The 16,887-nt window shown below is 66.0% G+C and carries 15 protein-coding genes; 13 read left to right on the top strand and 2 right to left on the bottom strand.

The window, feature by feature from the left end:
• Positions 1–11 precede the first annotated feature (11 nt).
• The 4 genes from H8F01_RS09870 to H8F01_RS09855 all read left to right on the top strand — a co-directional run bounded on the left by H8F01_RS09870 (position 12) and on the right by H8F01_RS09855 (position 4,013).
• The gene (locus tag H8F01_RS09870) at positions 12–1,778 is read left to right on the top strand and encodes a peptide-N4-asparagine amidase (RefSeq protein WP_187058852.1); all 1,767 of its coding nucleotides are present in this window, start codon (positions 12–14) and stop codon (positions 1,776–1,778) included.
• A gap of 150 nt (positions 1,779–1,928) precedes the next feature.
• Positions 1,929–2,969: an energy transducer TonB gene (locus H8F01_RS09865; RefSeq protein ID WP_187058851.1), complete on the top strand. Its 1,041-nt coding sequence runs from the start codon at positions 1,929–1,931 to the stop codon at positions 2,967–2,969.
• 58 nt (positions 2,970–3,027) lie between these two features.
• A complete protein-coding gene (locus H8F01_RS09860) occupies positions 3,028–3,318 on the top strand; it encodes a hypothetical protein (protein WP_187058850.1) in 291 nt (96 codons plus the stop codon).
• 146 nt (positions 3,319–3,464) lie between these two features.
• The gene (locus H8F01_RS09855; protein WP_187058849.1) at positions 3,465–4,013 is read left to right on the top strand and encodes a hypothetical protein; all 549 of its coding nucleotides are present in this window, start codon (positions 3,465–3,467) and stop codon (positions 4,011–4,013) included.
• A gap of 25 nt (positions 4,014–4,038) precedes the next feature.
• Here the strand turns inward: H8F01_RS09855 and H8F01_RS09850 are convergent, their stop codons facing one another.
• Positions 4,039–4,575, bottom strand: coding sequence for a gamma carbonic anhydrase family protein (locus H8F01_RS09850; RefSeq protein WP_187058848.1), 537 nt, complete (start codon positions 4,573–4,575; stop codon positions 4,039–4,041).
• Positions 4,576–4,751: 176 nt separating this feature from the next.
• Positions 4,752–6,467, bottom strand: coding sequence for a patatin-like phospholipase family protein (locus tag H8F01_RS09845; protein WP_187058847.1), 1,716 nt, complete (start codon positions 6,465–6,467; stop codon positions 4,752–4,754).
• Between the two features lie 110 nt (positions 6,468–6,577).
• Here H8F01_RS09845 and H8F01_RS09840 point away from each other — a divergent pair, with 110 nt between their 5' ends.
• The 9 genes from H8F01_RS09840 (at position 6,578) to H8F01_RS09800 (ending at position 16,794) form a co-directional block, all read left to right on the top strand.
• The gene (locus tag H8F01_RS09840; protein ID WP_187058846.1) at positions 6,578–8,620 is read left to right on the top strand and encodes a M3 family metallopeptidase; all 2,043 of its coding nucleotides are present in this window, start codon (positions 6,578–6,580) and stop codon (positions 8,618–8,620) included.
• 58 nt (positions 8,621–8,678) lie between these two features.
• Complete coding sequence (gene xth / locus H8F01_RS09835; protein WP_187058845.1) at positions 8,679–9,458, top strand: exodeoxyribonuclease III; 780 nt, start codon at positions 8,679–8,681, stop codon at positions 9,456–9,458.
• A gap of 34 nt (positions 9,459–9,492) precedes the next feature.
• Positions 9,493–10,170, top strand: coding sequence for a YecA/YgfB family protein (locus H8F01_RS09830; RefSeq protein WP_187058844.1), 678 nt, complete (start codon positions 9,493–9,495; stop codon positions 10,168–10,170).
• Between the two features lie 170 nt (positions 10,171–10,340).
• Positions 10,341–11,174 (top strand): pirin family protein, encoded by an 834-nt coding sequence (locus H8F01_RS09825; protein WP_187058843.1) that lies wholly within the window; start codon positions 10,341–10,343, stop codon positions 11,172–11,174.
• Positions 11,175–11,529: 355 nt separating this feature from the next.
• On the top strand, positions 11,530–12,003 hold the full coding sequence (locus H8F01_RS09820; RefSeq protein WP_187058842.1) for an SPFH domain-containing protein: 474 nt from the start codon (positions 11,530–11,532) through the stop codon (positions 12,001–12,003).
• Between the two features lie 275 nt (positions 12,004–12,278).
• Positions 12,279–12,908, top strand: a complete 630-nt coding sequence (gene rsmG / locus H8F01_RS09815; RefSeq protein WP_187058841.1) for a 16S rRNA (guanine(527)-N(7))-methyltransferase RsmG — start codon at positions 12,279–12,281, stop codon at positions 12,906–12,908.
• A gap of 78 nt (positions 12,909–12,986) precedes the next feature.
• Positions 12,987–13,853 carry a ParA family protein gene (locus tag H8F01_RS09810; RefSeq protein WP_187058840.1) on the top strand — a complete coding sequence of 289 codons (867 nt, stop codon included), beginning with the start codon at positions 12,987–12,989 and terminating at the stop codon, positions 13,851–13,853.
• Positions 13,854–13,855: 2 nt separating this feature from the next.
• A complete protein-coding gene (locus H8F01_RS09805; RefSeq protein ID WP_187058839.1) occupies positions 13,856–14,731 on the top strand; it encodes a ParB/RepB/Spo0J family partition protein in 876 nt (291 codons plus the stop codon).
• 1,346 nt (positions 14,732–16,077) lie between these two features.
• Positions 16,078–16,794, top strand: coding sequence for a glycosyltransferase (locus tag H8F01_RS09800; RefSeq protein ID WP_187058838.1), 717 nt, complete (start codon positions 16,078–16,080; stop codon positions 16,792–16,794).
• Positions 16,795–16,887: the final 93 nt, after the last annotated feature.

Raw genomic sequence — 16,887 nt, 5'->3', positions numbered from 1 at the left:
GAGAGAACGTCATGGTGCCTGGGGATTTCGTCCGCCATCTGGCGGCAACCGTGCTGGCGGTAACGCTGGCGGCGGGTTTGACGGCGCGTGCCGCCGCCGATCCGGTCGTGGGTTCGACCAACGTGGCAACGGCCGACCCAACCGTGCCGCGTCCGCCGGGCCAGCCATGCGTGGTGACGCTGTTCACCAACGACACCTTCGACGACTTCGCTACCCGCCCCTACAGCTATACGCCGCCAGCCTCGTGCACCGGCGCGTGGTCCAAGGTGGTGCTGGAGGCGGATTTCTCCGTCACGGCCGGCCGCCAGTACGACCGCACCGCCACCTTGTGGCTGGGCGGCGTGAACATCTACTTCGGCACCACACAGGAGCCGTCGGCGGCCGTGTCACCGGCATGGCACGTGGAACGTGACCTTACCGACTACAGCGCACTGTTGCGCAACGCGGGCCAGGGCCAGGCCATCATCGGCAACGTGGTGAACAGCACCTACACCGGGGTGATCCATGGCAGTGCCCGCCTGCTGTTCTACCCGGCGTCGGCGCGCGCCCGCGCTGCGGATGCACCCGATGCGGTATACCCGCTTGGCAGCGATCCGGTGGGCAGCACGGTATCGCTCAATACCTCCACCGACACGCTGTCCAGGACGTTGACCCTGCCCACCAATGTGGAGCGCGCGTATCTGGACGTCTTCACCCAGAGCCAGGGCGGGGACGAGTTCTGGTACACCTGCGTGCCCGATGCCTACGCCGCCGAAACCAATGAGTGCGGCGGCGGCAATTTCCGCGAAGCGGAGATCAGCATCGACGGCCAGCCGGCCGGTGTCGCGCCGGTGTATCCGTGGGTCTACACCGGTGGCATCGATCCCTATCTCTGGCGGCCAACGCCCGGCGTACAGACGCTGAACTTCCTGCCCTACCGCGTCGACCTGACACCGTTCGCCGGACAGCTCAGTGACGGCAACCCGCATGCCGTGGCCGTGCAGGTGGCCGGCGCGCATGGTTACTTCTCCGCCACGGCGGCGCTGCTGGTCTATCGCGACGCGCACGCGAAGCAGGTCACCGGCAAGATCACCCGCAACACGCTGGTCGGCCAGGCCCCCACGCCGACCATTGGCGACACGCTGGTGACGGCGAGTAACGGTGATGTTTCTGGGGCCATCACCACCCGGCTGGACCGGCACTTCGTGATCGAGGGTTATGCCAATACCTCGCACGGCCGCATCACCAGCACGGTGACGCAGAACACCGGCTTTGATGACACGCAGACCTTCACCATCAACAGCAGCACCTATCGCCAGGTCACCGGACAGCGCACCTGGTCGGACAGCAAGAGCGAAAGCCGCCTGGGCAACTTCCCGCTGACCGAGCGGCAGCTGCACGTCAGCTATCCCTTCACGCTGGACTACAACCAGCAGCTGGCCAGCGACGGCAGCACCAGCGCGGCTTCCACCGTGCACCAGGGCTATCGCCAGCGCGACGAGCAGCACCTGTTCGGGCTGCTGGCCTATGGCGCCAATGTCGACAACACGGTGGATTCGCAGGACACCCTGGTGTTCGACGCCAACGGCAACCTCACCAGCCACAGTGGCCAGCAGAGTGCGCAGGCGTTTGCCTTCCACGACACGCTGGGCGGCTGCTATCGCGCATCGCTCACCACGCAGTCCGGCGCGGTGGCGAGCTACGCCTCGGGCAAGGGCTGCCCGGATGGCGCCAACCGCGTGTCCTGGTTCGCCCATCCCGACGGCGCGCCGAGCAGCAGCCTGCTGCCCGGTCGCTGAGGAAGACCCCACCCGTCGCACGCCGGTGCCATCCTGCCCGGCGTGCGAGCGGCGTCCCAGTTCTGGACAGGGGGCAACATCTTCGCAATATGACGCCTCTAAGCTTGCGCGCCCTGCCGGCGCGCCGGCCTTTTCGTCCATGTGTGGCTCATGTCTCCCGCTTCGTCGCGTCGTCGTGCCCAAGGTGTCGTTCGCTACAGCCTGCCCATCCTCATCACGCTGATCGCCGCGGCGGGCGGCCTGATCTACTGGCAGATCCGCCACGGCAACGATGCCGAGCAACCCACGCACGACGTAGTGGCTGCCTCGGGATCGGTGGCGCGCACCACGCTGGGCACGGACGAACTGCTGCAGCATGCGCGCGAGGCCATGACCGCGCAGCGCCTGCTGGCGCCCGCCGGCAACAATGCCTTCGAGTTCTACCTGGCCGTGCTCCAGCGCCAGCCCGGCAATCGCGTGGCGCAGGATGCGCTGCGCGAGGTCTTCCCGTTCGCCGCGAACGCAGCGGAGCAGACCATCGACGGTGGCGATGACGCGGAAGCCCAGCGTCAGATCGACCTGCTGACGCGCGCCGACCCGCAGAACTACACGCTGACCCTGCTGCGTTCCAAATTGCAGGCGCAGCGCACGGCGGTGGCTCAACAGGCGCAGCAGGCATCGCTGCCGAATCATCGCGAGCAGACGCCGCCTGCCGGCAAGACGGCGGCGACGCCGGTGGTGGCGGCGGCCGCCGTACCCGCGGCGCCAGCTGTGCCGGTGCCCACGCAAACGCCGGCGGCAAAGCCGGCCAATGCACTGACGCCGGCCCAGCAAGCGGTGGCCCAACTGCATGTCGAATCGACAACGGTGGAAGCCGCGCCCGCATCCGCCGTTCGTCCGCGCGCTTCCTCGGCCACGCCCGCGACAGTGGCAGGTGCGGGTGGTGGCAGCACGCCTGTCCTTGTCCATCGGGTCGAGCCGGCCTATCCGCCTGAAGCGAAGCGCACGCGTCGCCAAGGCTGGGTGGATGTCGCCTTTACGGTGCAGCCCGACGGCAGTGTCATCGGTGCGACGGTATCGGACGCCGATCCGAAGTACGTGTTCGATCGCGCGGCGCTCAGTGCCGTGTCCCGCTGGCAGTTCTCGCCGGGTATGCAGGATGGCAAGCCGGTGGCCGCGCCGATGCACCAGCGCATCGAATTCCGCCTGTGAGGGCTGGGCTCACGTGCGAACGCGCATAATCGGCCGTGGCCCATCAAGGAGTTCAGCCATGCAGCGCTTCGTTGCCCCTGCCGTGCTTGCCGTTGCCGTGGTCCTGGGGGGATGCCAGGCCAGCACGCCCACCGCGCCCGCGCCCGTGCATGGTTATGTCACCGACATGAAGGCCTTCGATGCCTTCATCGCCACGCATCCCACGCCCGATCAGTTCCGGGCGGCCTATCCCGACGTGCAGCTGGTGTTGCCGGGCACGGTCACCACGCTGGAGTTCCGCATGAACAACAGCCGCTATTACCCCGAGCTCGACAAGGATGGACGCATCACTGGCGGACGTTTCAGCTGACCGGCCGGGCGCGTGGATGCATCTGCGGCCGTGAGGTTCGTGAGTCACATACCTGACATGTAGTGTAACGACAATGTGACGCAGCTCCGCCGGGACGCCTGGGGCAGGCCTTCTTGTGTGCGGTTTTCACCCTACGCAGTGCTGCCATGTCACGTTCCGCATTCTTCGCGTCACGCCAACGCGTGATCGTCGCCGTTTCCCTCATCGCGCTGGTCGTCATCGGTGCCGGCATCTATGCCTGGTCAACCGGTAGCGTGCCCGGCATGACGGGCAGCGGTTTGGCCAGCGCGTCGTCTACGGCAGGCAAGGACGATAACGGCGTGGGCATCCTGTTGGATCTGGCCAAGACGGCCGAGGCCGAAAAGCGCCTGGTGGCGCCGGCCGGCAGCAATGCGTACGAGTTCTACCTCAGCGTGCTGCAGCTCGACCCGCAGAACCAGCTGGCACAGGCCCAGCTGCACGATTCCTTCGAATCGGCTTCCGCGGACGTGGAGCGCGCCATCAACGACAACGAACTCGACGAAGCCCAGCGAGAGCTATCGCTGCTGCGCGAGTTCGACAAGACCAACTACATCCTCTCGCTGCTGGGCGGCAAGCTCGATGCCCAACGCCAGATCCAGACCCGCCAGGACGAAGCCCGCGCTGCCGCCATGCAGGCGCAGCAGCAGTCGGCAGGCAGCGGTTCAATGCCCTGAGGCGGGGCGTGTCAGCGCCGCGCGGTCATCGCGCGGCGAGATACTCGTCTTTCATGCGCACGTAGTGATCGGCCGAGTAGTGCAGCTGCTCGATCTGCTCATCGCTGAGCACGCGCACCTTTTTCGCAGGGTTGCCCAGCCACAGCTCGCCCTCGCCCACCACCTTGCCCGGTGGAATCACGCTGCCTGCGCCCACAAAGCCGTGCTTCTTCACTACAGCTCCGTCGAGCACGGTGGCGTGCATGCCGATCAGGCAGTAGTCCTCGATGGTGCAGGCGTGGATCACCGCGCCATGGCCGATGGTGACGCCTTCGCCGACGATGGTTGGCTGGCCGCCAGGCGTGTACGGGCCATCGTGGGTCACGTGCACCACCGCACCGTCCTGGATGTTGGTGCGTGCGCCGATGCGGATGAAGTTGACGTCACCGCGCAGCACGGCGCCCGGCCAGACCGAGACATCGTCGAACAACTCCACCGCGCCGATGACGGTGGACGCCACGTCCACGTAGACGCGCTGGTGCAGGGTGGGCCAGATGCCCTTGTATTTGCGTAGAGGATCCATCGGCCTATGGTACCCCCGCGCCATGCTCTTCTGTAGGAGCGCACTTGTGCGCGACCGTGGCTCACCGTGTACGGCACTTCCCCCATTTTCGCGAGACCAAAAAAAGCGACCGCTTCCCCGCTCAGGAGTTTGTCGCGCACAAGTGCGCTCCTGCAGGATGCAGGGAGGCGACGGTGTCAGCGCTGCTGCTCCAGCATCTTCTTGGTGTACAGGTATCCCGCCTCCATCGCACGCTCCCAGTCTTTCCAGTCGAGCATGCCGATGTGTTCCAGCGGCGGCGTCAGCAACAGGTCGGCGCGTTCGCGGCGGTGTTCGCTGGGGCCTTCGCTGTTGACCATAGCGGCGCGCACCAGGGTGGAGACCAGCCCGGGGCGCTGGATGTCCTGCCGGCCCAGCAGCAGCTGCCACCACGGTGGCGTGGCGAACTCCTCGGCCGTGGTGGCCAGGGAGATCTCCGCGCGGATGTCGATGGCCGTGATGTGCGCCAGGCCATCGTCGGCCATCACGTCGGTGGGCAGGTTGTCGACCAGTGCACCGTCCACGAACACGCGGCCGTGATGCAGTACCGGCGGCAGCACGCCGGGAATCGCGCTCGACGCGCGCAGCCAGAGCCACAGCGGCCCTTCGCGATGGACCATCATGCCCTCGCCCGACAGGCAGGTGGACACGCAGAAGAACGGCAGGGTCAGGTCTTCGATATCGAGCGCGCCAAAGGAGCGTCGCAGCATCATGGCCGCACGTCTCCCCCGCGTCAGCGCGACGATGGGCAGCGTCCAGTCCGACAGCGGGCGTCCCTGCACGAAGGCGCGGCGGAACGTCTCCACGGTGGCGTCCAGCTCCCAGCCGGCCGCCACGCTGGCGCCGATGATGGCGCCGATGCTGGTACCGCCGATGGCGTCGAAGGCGTGGCCGGCTTCGTACAGCGCACGTAACGCACCCAGATGCGCCACCCCGCGTGCACCGCCACCGGCCAGCACCAGCCCGCGGGCGTTGCCGCTGATCACGCGGGCCAGGCGCGCGATATCCGCCCGGCCGCCGACGTGATGGTGCTGCAGCTCGCCGCTGAATTCGGCCCGCCAGCGCTGCGCCGCGCCCAGCGCCGGCTGCCGGCCCGGGTGCAGCAGGACCAGGTGGCGTGGGCGATGGCCGGCGCGGGAGGGATGCATGGGCAGCGATTCAGGCCACGGCCGGGCCTGTTGGGCTGCCAATGTCGGAAGCAGCAGCACGTCCGCCTGCCGCAGGCAGCGCTGCCGCCACAGCGTGTCGCCCGTGCTGTCCAGATAGATGACGAAGCGCGCCTGCGCCTCGCGCTCGGCAAACCAGTCACTGCCGCGGCCCGTGCCATGCTCGGCATCGATCACCACGCAGCTGCCCCATCGCTCCAGCTCCATCGCCAGCTGCATCGCCAGCGAGCGGGCGGGTACCTCGGCAGTAGCGGGCAACAGGGCGAACGTGCGCGCGATGCCGGGGCTTTCGTCGCCACGCATGCGCTCCTGCAATCGGTTGATGGCGACCCGCGCCACGCCCAGCATGGCCTGCGGATGGCGCTGGGTCAGCGCCTCGTAGGTGGCGAGGTCCAGTCGCAGCAGCTCGCTGTCGCGCAGCGCCCGTGCCGTGTGGTGGCGGGGGTCGCCCGTGATCAGGCCGATTTCCCCGATGCTGTCGCCCGCCGCCACCAGGCGTACCCAGTCGGTGGGTCCGGCAAACACGCCAAGGCTGCCGCTGACCACGAAATACAGCGCATCGGCGGGGTCGCCCTGCTTGAACAGGGTGCGACCGCCGGGCAGGGAAAACCATTGCAGTTCAGGAACCAGTGCGGCCAGCGCCTCGTCCCCGAGGTGCCCGAATACGTCGCTTCGACGCAGAAGGGCGGAAAAATCAGGCTTGGACATGGCGCGGGATAATGAGTCGGGGATATGACAAACAGTCAGCGAGGCGGTGTGACGCCCGCTTGATTTCGACCCATCGGGTCGCCACGCTGGCGGGGCATTCAGGAGACACCATGGAACAGAACAATCCGCTGCTGGCCGACGACACGCTGCCGGCGTTTTCGCAGATCCGCCCCGAACACGTCACGCCCGCCATCGATGCCCTGCTGGCCGATTACCGCGCCGGCATCCAGGCCTTGACCCAGCCCGGCGCGCCGCACGATTTCGCCAGCGTCATGCTCACCCAGGAACGACTGGAGCAGCGCCTGGCGCGCGCCTGGGCGCCGGTGGGCCATCTGCATGCGGTGGCGGACAGCGAAGCCCTGCGCGAGGTCTACGGCCCGGCCGAGGAAAAGCTCACCGAACACGCCATCGAAGTGGGCCAGAACCGTGAGCTCTACCAGGCCGTGCAGGCACTGGCCGACGCGCCGGATTTCGCCAGCCTGCCGCGTCCGGAGCGCGCCCTGGTGGAACACGCGCTGCGCGATTTCCACCTCTCCGGCGTGGCGCTGGAAGAACCGGCACGCACCCGCTATCGCGAGATCGGCGTGGAGCTGAGCCGGCTGTCCACCGAGTTCTCCAATGCCGTGCTGGATGCCACCGATGCCTGGCACGAACACATCACCGACGAGCGTGACCTGGCCGGCATTCCCGAATCCGGCCGCGCCGTGCTGCGCCAGTACGCCAAGGAACAGAACCTCGACGGCTACCTGGTCACGCTCAAGCAACCCAGCGTGCAGGCCGTGCTCACCTATGCCGACAACCGCGGCCTGCGCGAGCGCGTGTACTGGGCCTACCAGACCCGTGCCTCGGACCAGGGCCCGCAGGCCGGCAAGTACGACAACAGCCAACGCATCGAACGCATCATGGCGCTGCGCCACGAGGCAGCCGGCCTGCTCGGTTTCCACAACGCGGCGGAAGAATCCCTCGCCACCAAGATGGCGGGCTCCACGGAAGAGGTCATGGCCTTCCTGCGTGACCTGGCCAACCGCGCCAAGCCGGTGGCGCGCCAGGAACTCAACCACCTGCGCGAGTTCGCCACCACGGAACTGAAGCTCGACAACCTCGAATCCTGGGACGTTGGCTACGCCTCGGAAAAACTTCGCCAGCGCGAATACGACCTGGACGAAGAACAGCTCAAGCCGTACTTCCCGCTGCCGGCGGTGATCGACGGCCTGTTCGGCCTTACCCAGCGTCTCTACGGCATCGCGCTGGGTGTGCGCGAAGATGTCGACACCTGGCATCCGGACGTGCGCTATTACGACGTGCGCGACGCCGATGGCCGCGTGTTCGCCGGTGCGTACGTCGATCTCTACGCACGCAACGGCAAGCGCGGCGGCGCGTGGATGGACGTGTGCCGCGCCCGCTTCCGCGACGGTGAGCAGGAACAGCTGCCGGTGGCCTTCCTCACCTGCAACTTCGCGCCGCCTACCGAGGGCCGCCCCGCGCTGCTCACGCACGACGACGTGCTCACCCTCTTCCACGAATTCGGCCACGGCCTGCATCACCTGCTCACCGAGATCGCGCTGCCCTCGATTGGCGGCATCGACGGGGTGGAATGGGATGCGGTGGAACTGCCCAGCCAGTTCATGGAGAACTTCGGCTGGAACCGCGAAGCGCTCGACCTGTTCGCACGCCACTATGAAACCGGCGAACGCCTGCCAGACGAACTGTTCCAGCGCATGCTGGCCGCGCGTCATTTCCACGCCGGCCTGTTCCTGGTGCGCCAGCTGGAATTTGGCATGTTCGATTTCCGCATGCACCTGGAATACGACCCGTCCAAGGGTGCGCGCACCATGGAAGTGCTCGAAGAAGTGCGCCACGATGTGGCCGTGTTGCATCCGCCGGCCTGGCAGCGTTTTCCGCACGCGTTTTCGCACATCTTCGCGGGCGGCTACGCCGCCGGTTACTACAGCTACTTGTGGGCCGAGCTGCTCAGCGCCGACGCCTTCGGCGAATTCGAGGCGCACGGCGTGATCGACCGCGCCACCGGCGATCGCTTCCGCAAGGAAGTCCTCTCCGTCGGCGCCAGCCGCCCAGCCCTCGAGAGCTTCATCGCTTTCCGTGGCCGTGCGCCGGAACCCGAAGCGTTGCTCAAGAGTCACGGTCTGGCTTGAGCCTTGCCGTCGCCTTCGTGGCGGCGGCACCCCGCCGCTCATCGCTTACAATGTCCTCATGAAAATCGCCTCATGGAACGTGAACTCGCTGAAAGTGCGCATGCCGCACCTCACCGAGTGGTTGGCCGACGCGAAGCCCGACGTGGTCGCCTTGCAGGAAACCAAGCTGGAGGACACCAAGTTCCCGGTGGATGAACTGGCCGCCGCAGGCTATCGCGCGGTGTTCTCTGGTCAGAAAACCTACAACGGCGTCGCCATGCTGGCCCGCGCTGACCTGAAGGGTGAGTTCGAGGACGTCGTCACCGACATTCCGAACCTGGACGATCCGCAGCGGCGCATCCTCGCCGCCACCATCGGTGGCGTTCGCGTGGTGGACCTCTACGTGGTCAACGGCAAGGCCATCGGTGACGAGAAGTACGCGTACAAGCTGGACTGGCTGGCCAAGATGCGCGAGTTCCTGGCCCGCGAAATCGAGCGTCACCCCAACCTGGTGGTGCTGGGCGATTTCAACATCGCGCCGGACGATCGTGACGTGTACGACCCGGTGGCCTGGGGCGAAGACATCCTGTGCTCGCCGCCGGAGCGCGAAGCCCTCAAGCGCATCACCGACCTGGGCCTGCACGACAGCTTCCGCCTGTTCGAACCGGCCGGTGAACACTACAGCTGGTGGGACTATCGTCAGGGTGCGTTCCGGCGCAACATGGGTTTGCGCATCGATCTGATCCTGATCGGCGATGCCCTCAAGGCGTCGGCCAAGGCGGCCGCGATCGACCGCACACCGCGCACCTGGGAGCGCCCCTCCGATCACACGCCGGTAACAGTGGATCTGGATATCTAAAGCAAGTCGGCAACACCCGCACAACAGGCAGCTGATGAATACACCGAAGACCGAATGGCCCAGTTCGCTAGGCGACAACGAACTTGAGGAACTGGACCAATACCTGCGAGGCCACGTCGGCGAAGGCGACCTTCTGCTCGACGGCGTGCACGGGCTGCTCTCCGCGCTGGCGGTAGGCCCCACGCAGGTGCTGCCCGAAGAATGGCTGCCCGAAGTGCTGCACGAACCCTTCAGCGACGAAACCGAGGGCAACCGCGTGCTGGCGCTGCTGGCCAAGCTCAATGACTCGATCAGTGCCGAGCTCGACGTGGACGCGTACGAACCGATCCTGGGCGAAGTGGATACGGAAACCGGCCCGGTACTTTCTGCCGCCGGCTGGTGCGAGGGTTTCAGCCGTGGCATCGACCTGCGCGCCGGCCTGTGGGAAAAGCGCCTCGCCGACGATCCGCAGCTGATGGAAATGCTGGGCCCGGTGATGGCGCTGGCGGTGGACGAAGGCATCCTCAGCGCCGACGCCGAGTTCGAGAAGCTCAGCGACGACGAATACGACGAGTGCCTGACGCAGGTACCCGGTGTGCTCAACGCGGTGAACCAGTACTGGAACGAGCATCCGGTAACGGAAGCCGAGGTCGAGGCCGCCGTGCGCCCTGACGCCGAGGACGAAGACCACACACAGCCGCCGCGCCAGCGCAGCGGGCACTGGGTGCATTGAAGGCAGGAGTGAGTGGAGAGGAGTGAGAAACGAGAAAAAAGCGCCCGCTCTCTCTCACTCCTCTCCACTCACTTCTCGCTTTAAGCGAACAATCCGTTCCCTTGGCGCGTCTTGGGTACGGCGCGCCGTAGCGCGATCATATTGGCAGTCCACTTTATTGGGAGACAGCCATGACTGAGCGCAGCATTGTCCGCCGCATCCGCGGAATCGACACGTCCGATGGTGCGGGCGTGAAGCTCAAGCGCGTCATTGGCCAGCCCGGCCTGGACATGCTCGATCCGTTTCTTCTGCTGGACGAGTTCCGGTCCGACCAGGCAGGCGATTACATCGCGGGTTTCCCCGAGCATCCGCATCGCGGTTTCGAGACCGTGACCTACATGCTCGCGGGTCACATGAAGCACCACGACAACCACGGCAACAGCGGCGACCTGGTGCCGGGCAGCGTGCAGTGGATGACCGCCGGTCGCGGCATCTTGCATTCGGAAATGCCCGAGCAGGAAGACGGCCTGATGTGGGGCTTCCAGCTGTGGGTGAACCTGCCGTCCAAGGAAAAGATGATCGCGCCGCGCTATCAGGACATCGGTCCGGAGCGCATCCCGGTCGCACGTCCTGCCGAGGGCGTTGAAGTGAACGTGATCGCCGGTGAGTTCGACGGCGTGACCGGCCCGGTGGCGGAAATCGTCACCCAGCCGATCTACCTCGACATCGCCGTGCAGCCCGGTGCGTCGGTCACCATTCCGTTGCCCGAAGGCCATGCCGGCTTTGCCTATGTGTTCGACGGCAAGGACGCAGACGTGGCTGGCGAACCCTTGGCCCGCAGCGAGCTTGCGGTACTGACGCGCAGTGGTGAACTGCGCATTGCCGGTCGGGACACCGCGGCGCGCGTGCTGCTGGTGGCCGGTCATCCGCTCAATGAGCCGGTGACCCGCTACGGACCGTTCGTGATGAACACGCCGGACGAGATCCATCAGGCGATTGCCGACTTCCGCGCCGGCAAGTTTTGACCCGCCACCCGGCGGCCTGAACCAGCGCCCCTCGACCCCGCCCCGCTTTGCGTGGCGGGGTTTTTGTTGGGCCGCTACCGCCTCGCCAGGTCGCTCAAGGACTAGCCGCCTTCGCCGTTAAGCCTTGGGCAGTAGGGGGAATCTGGCGGTGGCGGCACGGATGGCAAGATCGATGCATCTCCATCCGTGCCTGCCGCCGGGTTCACAAAATCAGCGACTTAGGCCAGATGACTGGTTGTAAAACGGTCTTAGTTCGTCGTTAAATTTAGATTAATCTAAAGGGGTGCAAGCAGCTGTACTATCAATCTACAGCTCTTTGCGAAGAAACCACACATAACTCGTTGTATTCATTATTATGAATGCCCTGATTACTCTCGTTGTCCTGGCGCTGATCGCGACGTTCGTTACCGCGATCAAGCGTGTGCCGGCCGACCAGGTGCATAGCCTCTATCGCCGAGGCAAGCCGTATCGCCTGCTGCAGCCGGGCACCCACATGGCCCTCCCGCTGATCGACCGCGTGGAGCACCGCATCAACCTCAGCGGCCAGGTGCTGCGCTTCGAGGAGCCGCTGCCCCATGCCCATGACGCCGATGCCCACGACGTGCGCGGCACCGTGTACTGGCAGGTGCTTGAGCCTGAGCGCGCCGACGCCGTGATCGACCAGGCCGATCAGCTGATCCGTGGTGGCGCGCTGGCGGCGCTGCGCGATGAGCCGGAAGCCTTCAGCGCCGACTGCCGCGACCTTGGCTCGCGCCTCAAGCAGAGCATGAATGGCGCACTGCGCGAGCGCGGCATGATGGTGACGCGCGTGGAACTGGAATTTGCCTGATCCGGAGTGCTGCCGGACAGGTACGGGCGAAGGTGGCCTAGAGCACCCGTCCCAGGGGAGACCCTTGAAGCCCGCTCCCGCGGGCTTTTTCTTTTGATCCTCCTTGGTAGGAGCACGCTTGCGCGCGATCGCGGCACACCGGCCTTATCGGAGTTTTGGGGTTGTCGCGCATTAAGTGCGCTCCTACCGTCGGGCTGTTTCGGCTGGCATCCGGCGCGACACACCCGGATACTTGCGGCCCCGTTTCATCCAAGCCATCCACCCAAGGCACGCCCATGAGCTCCCGTCACGACCTGCAAACCCGCCTGGAACGCGGCATCGCCACGCTGGGCGTGGAACTGCCGGCGGGCGCTGTTGAGCGGCTGCTGGACTACCAGGCGCTGCTGGCGCGCTGGAACGCCACCTACAACCTCACCGCGATCCGCGATCCTGCCGAGATGGTGAGCCGCCATCTGGTCGATTCGCTGGCCATCCTTCCCTACGTGAAGGGTGCAACCCTGGCTGACCTGGGCACCGGCCCGGGGCTGCCGGGCATTCCGATCGCCATCGCCACGCCCGAGCGGCAGGTGCTGCTGGTCGATTCCAACGGCAAGAAGGTCCGCTTCCTGCGCGAAGCCATCCGCTCGCTCAAGCTTGAGAACGTGCGCGCCGTGCAGTCGCGCGTGGAAGACGTGGAAGGCCAGTTCGACTGCATCACCGCCCGCGCCTTCGCCAGCCTGGAAGACATGTTGGCCTGGGGTGGTCACCTTTTGACCAAGGACGGCATCTGGCTCGCCATGAAGGGCAGGCATCCGGAAGAAGAACTGCCCGGTGTGCCGGCCGGTTTCGAGATCCGCGCCATCCACACGCTCGACGTGCCTGACGTTGGCGGCGAACGCCATCTCGTGGTGCTGGGCAGGCTTTGACCCGAGCCAGTCGGGCAACGGGCTGATCAGGCTGCTAATCTAGCCCCCTTTTCACTCGTTCACGGTATCGACGACACCATGGCCCGCATCATCGCTGTCGCCAACCAGAAAGGTGGTGTCGGCAAGACCACCACCGCCGTCAATCTCGCCGCCGCGCTGGCTGCCGCCAAGCGCCGTGTTCTGTTGGTCGACCTCGACCCGCAGGGCAACGCCACCATGGCGTCCGGCGTGGACAAGCGCGACGCCAAGCCCAACGGCTGCGAAGTGCTGCTGGAAGAGGCGCCGATCGAGCAGGCCATTGTCAGGACCGAGGCGAACTATGACCTGCTGCCCGGCAACGGTGACCTCACCGCCGCCGAGCTCAAGTTGATGGATGCGATTGCCCGCGAAGGCCGCCTCAAGGAGCAGTTGGCCAAGGTCGCCGATCGCTACGACACCATCCTCATCGATTGTCCGCCCACGCTGCACCTGCTCACGCTCAACGCGTTGACCGCGGCCAATGGCCTGCTGGTGCCGGTGCAGTGCGAGTACTTCGCGCTGGAAGGCCTTTCCAGCCTGCTCGATACGGTGAAGGCGGTGCGTCAGCGCCTCAATCCCGCGCTCGAGATCGAAGGCCTGCTGCGCACCATGTACGACGTGCGCAACAACCTGGGCAATGAAGTGTCGGCGCAGCTCACCGCGCATTTCGGCGACAAGGTGCTGCGCTCGATCATTCCGCGCAACGTGCGCCTGGCCGAGGCACCCAGCCACGGCCAGCCCATCCACCTCTATGACCGCAGCTCGCGCGGCGCCATCGCCTACATCGGCTTGGCCGGCGAAATGATTCGTCGCGAGCGTGGCCTGAACGCGGCGGCGCAGGATCAGGCGAATGACGTGGTCGCGCCGGTGCTGCACGCCGAATCAGACGAGACGCTCGACGACGTCGTCGACGTTCACCAGGAGTAAGCATGTCCGCTGCGAAAAAACGGGGCCTGGGACGAGGGCTGGACGCGTTGTTGGGCGGTGGGGCGGACGAGCCCGGCAAGCCGACCGTACTGGAACAGGAAGGCGAGCTGCGCACGCTGCCGATCCAGCAGATCCAGCCCGGCAAATACCAGCCGCGCCGCCACTGGAACGATGAAGCGCTCGACGAGCTGGCCGCCTCCATCCGCGCGCAGGGCCTTATCCAGCCCGTGGTGGTGCGAGAGATCGGCAAGAACCAGTTCGAGCTGATCGCCGGCGAACGCCGCTGGCGCGCCGCGCAACGCGCGCAGCTGCACGAACTGCCGGTGCTGGTGAAGGACGTGCCCGAAGTGGCCGTGCCGGCCATGGCCTTGATCGAGAATATCCAGCGCCAGGACCTCACCCCGCTGGAAGAAGCCGACGCGCTCAAGCGCCTGATCGACGATTTCGACCTCACCCACCAGCAGGCGGCCGATGCCGTGGGCCGTTCGCGCGCCGCCGTGTCCAACCTGCTGCGCCTCACCGAACTGCCGGTGTCCATCAAGCGCCTGCTCGACGAGGGCAAGCTGGAGATGGGCCACGCGCGTTGCCTGATCACCCTGCCCGAAAGCATGGCCGAGGGCCTGGCACTGGAAGCGTCGCGCCATGGCTGGAGCGTGCGCGAGCTGGAAGAGCACGCGCGTCGTGCGCAGACGGCGCCCAAGGGCAAGGCCAAGCATGCGCCGTCCCGCGATCCCAATGTCGATGCGCTCGAACGCGAACTGGGCGAGCGTTTCGCCACGCGCGTGGAGTTGGCGCAGGGGCGCGGGGGCAAGGGCAAGCTGGTGATCCACTATCACAGCAACGATGAGCTGGATGGGATTCTGGGGAAGATTCGCTGAGGGATAGTGGGTTTGGGCTGCGCCAAGGCGCAGTCCGCAGCGAGCCTTCCTCCCTCTCCCCTGCGGGGAGAGGGTTGGGGTGAGGGGTGGGTGCTCGCGGGAAGGCTTCCTTCTTTAGCCGTCACCCCTGCGGAGGCAGGGGTCCAGTGCCTTTGCGTTGGGTCTTCGCGTGTAGCGTTGTCGCGACCTGGCCGCTTACGCAGCGGGCGTTCCGACCTCCTGCCGGAGGCCGGGTTACTTTTCTTTGCTTGCCCAAAGAAAAGTAACCAAAAGAAAAGGCACCCCCATCGCGGCGCTGGCCGGTAGAGCCGGCCAGTCCGTGAGGGTCGGCCGGGCTTTTCGACAGGACGTCCCTGTCCTGTCGAAAAGGGATCGGCCTCCTTGCCGATCCCCCTGCGGGCCTGTCGTCCGCCCCTCACCGCCGCTCAACGGGGAGGGTAGGTCAAGAGCAAACGGCTCGTGCAGCTGCGCTGCATATCGCGTCGCAAGGCGACGGCCTGTTGAGCGCTGGCTTAGCCTGTCTGTAGGAGCGCACCCTGTGCGCGACCACCTGACGGAGCGGTATCGACAGGGCGCTGCGGTCGCGCACAAGGTGCGCTCCTACAGTGGGTCTCTCGCGCTGGTATCAGGCCCGAACCGCTCTCGCCTCAGTGCTCACCCCAGTCCTCTCCCGAACGGGAGAGGACGAGCGACAGGTGATGTTCAACGTGAACCACCAAGTGGCAAGGAAGGAGGTGCCGCGCAGCGGCACGACGCTCCGCGTTAAGTCCTCTTCGCTTCGGCGCGTTGCGAAGCGCTTGGAAGTACCCGCAGTGTAGAGGCGGAGGTTGCCAAGCAGCAACGTTCCTCAGCTGTTCGGGCTTATCCCATCGGCATGCTGCCAGCTCTTCAGGCCATTTTCTTTGGGTTACTTTTCTTTTGGGCCAACAAAAGAAAAGTGACTCGGCCTCCGGCAGGAGGTCGAAACGCCTCCGCTGCGTAAGCGGCAAGCTGGCGCCGGCATGACTACCGAAGGCACAGAGCAAAGGCACTGGATGACCCGCCCTTCGGCGGTTGAAAACCGCCTCGAGCTTCAGCTGGGATGACCGCTCTGACGAAGCGGAGAGGCCAGGTCGACCCCTCACCCCAACCCTCTCCCCGGAGGGGAGAGGGAGCAAAGGAGCAGGCCCCGGCGCCCCGAGGGGAGACGAAAAAGGACGTCCCTCCCTGGGAGAAAAGGCACCCACCGCCCGAGTGTCCCCGCCCCCAACCCCGTCCAGAACCCCTTGCCCCTGACGCCAAGCCGTCCACCCACTAGAATATCGCCCTGGCCCCCGTGCCCCCCTGTACAAGACAAGGCCCTCCCCATGCCCCAACTGTCCGTCGTCGTGCCTGTATTCAACGAGCGCGACAACATCCCGCCGCTGCTTGCCGAAATCGCCAACGCCCTGCGTGGCAAGGTGGACTTCGAGGTCGTGTACGTGGACGACGATTCCAGTGACGACAGCGTGGCCGTGCTGGCGGCGGAGAAGGCGAAGTACCCGGAGCTGCGTGTTGTCCGCCACCTCACCCGCAGCGGGCAGAGCACGGCAGTGTGGAATGGCGTGCGTGCCGCGCGTTCGCCGTGGATCGCCACGCTGGACGGCGATGGCCAGAACGATCCGGCCGATATTCCCAAACTGCTCGCCGAGCGCGACAAGGCCGCGCAGAACGTGCGGCTCTTCGCCGGCTGGCGCACCACGCGCCGTGACAGCTTCAACAAGCGCATCTCCTCGAAGATCGCCAACGCGGTGCGCTCGCGCATGCTGCAGGACTCCACGCCCGATACCGGTTGCGGCCTGAAGCTGTTCGATCGCGATGTGTTCATGCGCCTGCCCTACTTCGACCACATGCACCGCTACCTGCCGGCGCTGGTGAAGCGCGCGGGCTTCCAGAGCACGAGCGTGCCGGTGGGTCATCGCCCGCGTACGGCGGGCACCTCCAAGTACGGCATGCTCGATCGCCTGTGGGTGGGCATTGCCGACCTGCGCGGCGTGGCGTGGCTCATGCGTCGTGGCAAGGTGACCCAGGTCGAAGAGATCTGAGTAGCACCGCCCCTGTAGGAGCGCACTGGTGCGCGACAAGCCTACGAAAAAAGGACGCAAGCGCGTCTGATGGCAAGGGTCTGGACCGCGGCA

This window comes from Dyella telluris (assembly GCF_014297575.1).
Classification (GTDB): domain Bacteria; phylum Pseudomonadota; class Gammaproteobacteria; order Xanthomonadales; family Rhodanobacteraceae; genus Dyella; species Dyella telluris.
This window is presented reverse-complemented; position numbering and strand designations above follow the sequence as displayed.

Bases quoted from the DNA above. Each gene is read 5' to 3' on its own strand.
- H8F01_RS09870 (WP_187058852.1), top strand. From the start codon at position 12: ATGGTGCCTGGGGATTTCGTCCGCCATCTGGCGGCAACCGTGCTGGCG.
- H8F01_RS09865 (WP_187058851.1), top strand. From the start codon at position 1,929: ATGTCTCCCGCTTCGTCGCGTCGTCGTGCCCAAGGTGTCGTTCGCTAC.
- H8F01_RS09860 (WP_187058850.1), top strand. From the start codon at position 3,028: ATGCAGCGCTTCGTTGCCCCTGCCGTGCTTGCCGTTGCCGTGGTCCTG.
- H8F01_RS09855 (WP_187058849.1), top strand. From the start codon at position 3,465: ATGTCACGTTCCGCATTCTTCGCGTCACGCCAACGCGTGATCGTCGCC.
- H8F01_RS09850 (WP_187058848.1), bottom strand. From the start codon at position 4,575: ATGGATCCTCTACGCAAATACAAGGGCATCTGGCCCACCCTGCACCAG.
- H8F01_RS09845 (WP_187058847.1), bottom strand. From the start codon at position 6,467: ATGTCCAAGCCTGATTTTTCCGCCCTTCTGCGTCGAAGCGACGTATTC.
- H8F01_RS09840 (WP_187058846.1), top strand. From the start codon at position 6,578: ATGGAACAGAACAATCCGCTGCTGGCCGACGACACGCTGCCGGCGTTT.
- xth (WP_187058845.1), top strand. From the start codon at position 8,679: ATGAAAATCGCCTCATGGAACGTGAACTCGCTGAAAGTGCGCATGCCG.
- H8F01_RS09830 (WP_187058844.1), top strand. From the start codon at position 9,493: ATGAATACACCGAAGACCGAATGGCCCAGTTCGCTAGGCGACAACGAA.
- H8F01_RS09825 (WP_187058843.1), top strand. From the start codon at position 10,341: ATGACTGAGCGCAGCATTGTCCGCCGCATCCGCGGAATCGACACGTCC.
- H8F01_RS09820 (WP_187058842.1), top strand. From the start codon at position 11,530: ATGAATGCCCTGATTACTCTCGTTGTCCTGGCGCTGATCGCGACGTTC.
- rsmG (WP_187058841.1), top strand. From the start codon at position 12,279: ATGAGCTCCCGTCACGACCTGCAAACCCGCCTGGAACGCGGCATCGCC.
- H8F01_RS09810 (WP_187058840.1), top strand. From the start codon at position 12,987: ATGGCCCGCATCATCGCTGTCGCCAACCAGAAAGGTGGTGTCGGCAAG.
- H8F01_RS09805 (WP_187058839.1), top strand. From the start codon at position 13,856: ATGTCCGCTGCGAAAAAACGGGGCCTGGGACGAGGGCTGGACGCGTTG.
- H8F01_RS09800 (WP_187058838.1), top strand. From the start codon at position 16,078: ATGCCCCAACTGTCCGTCGTCGTGCCTGTATTCAACGAGCGCGACAAC.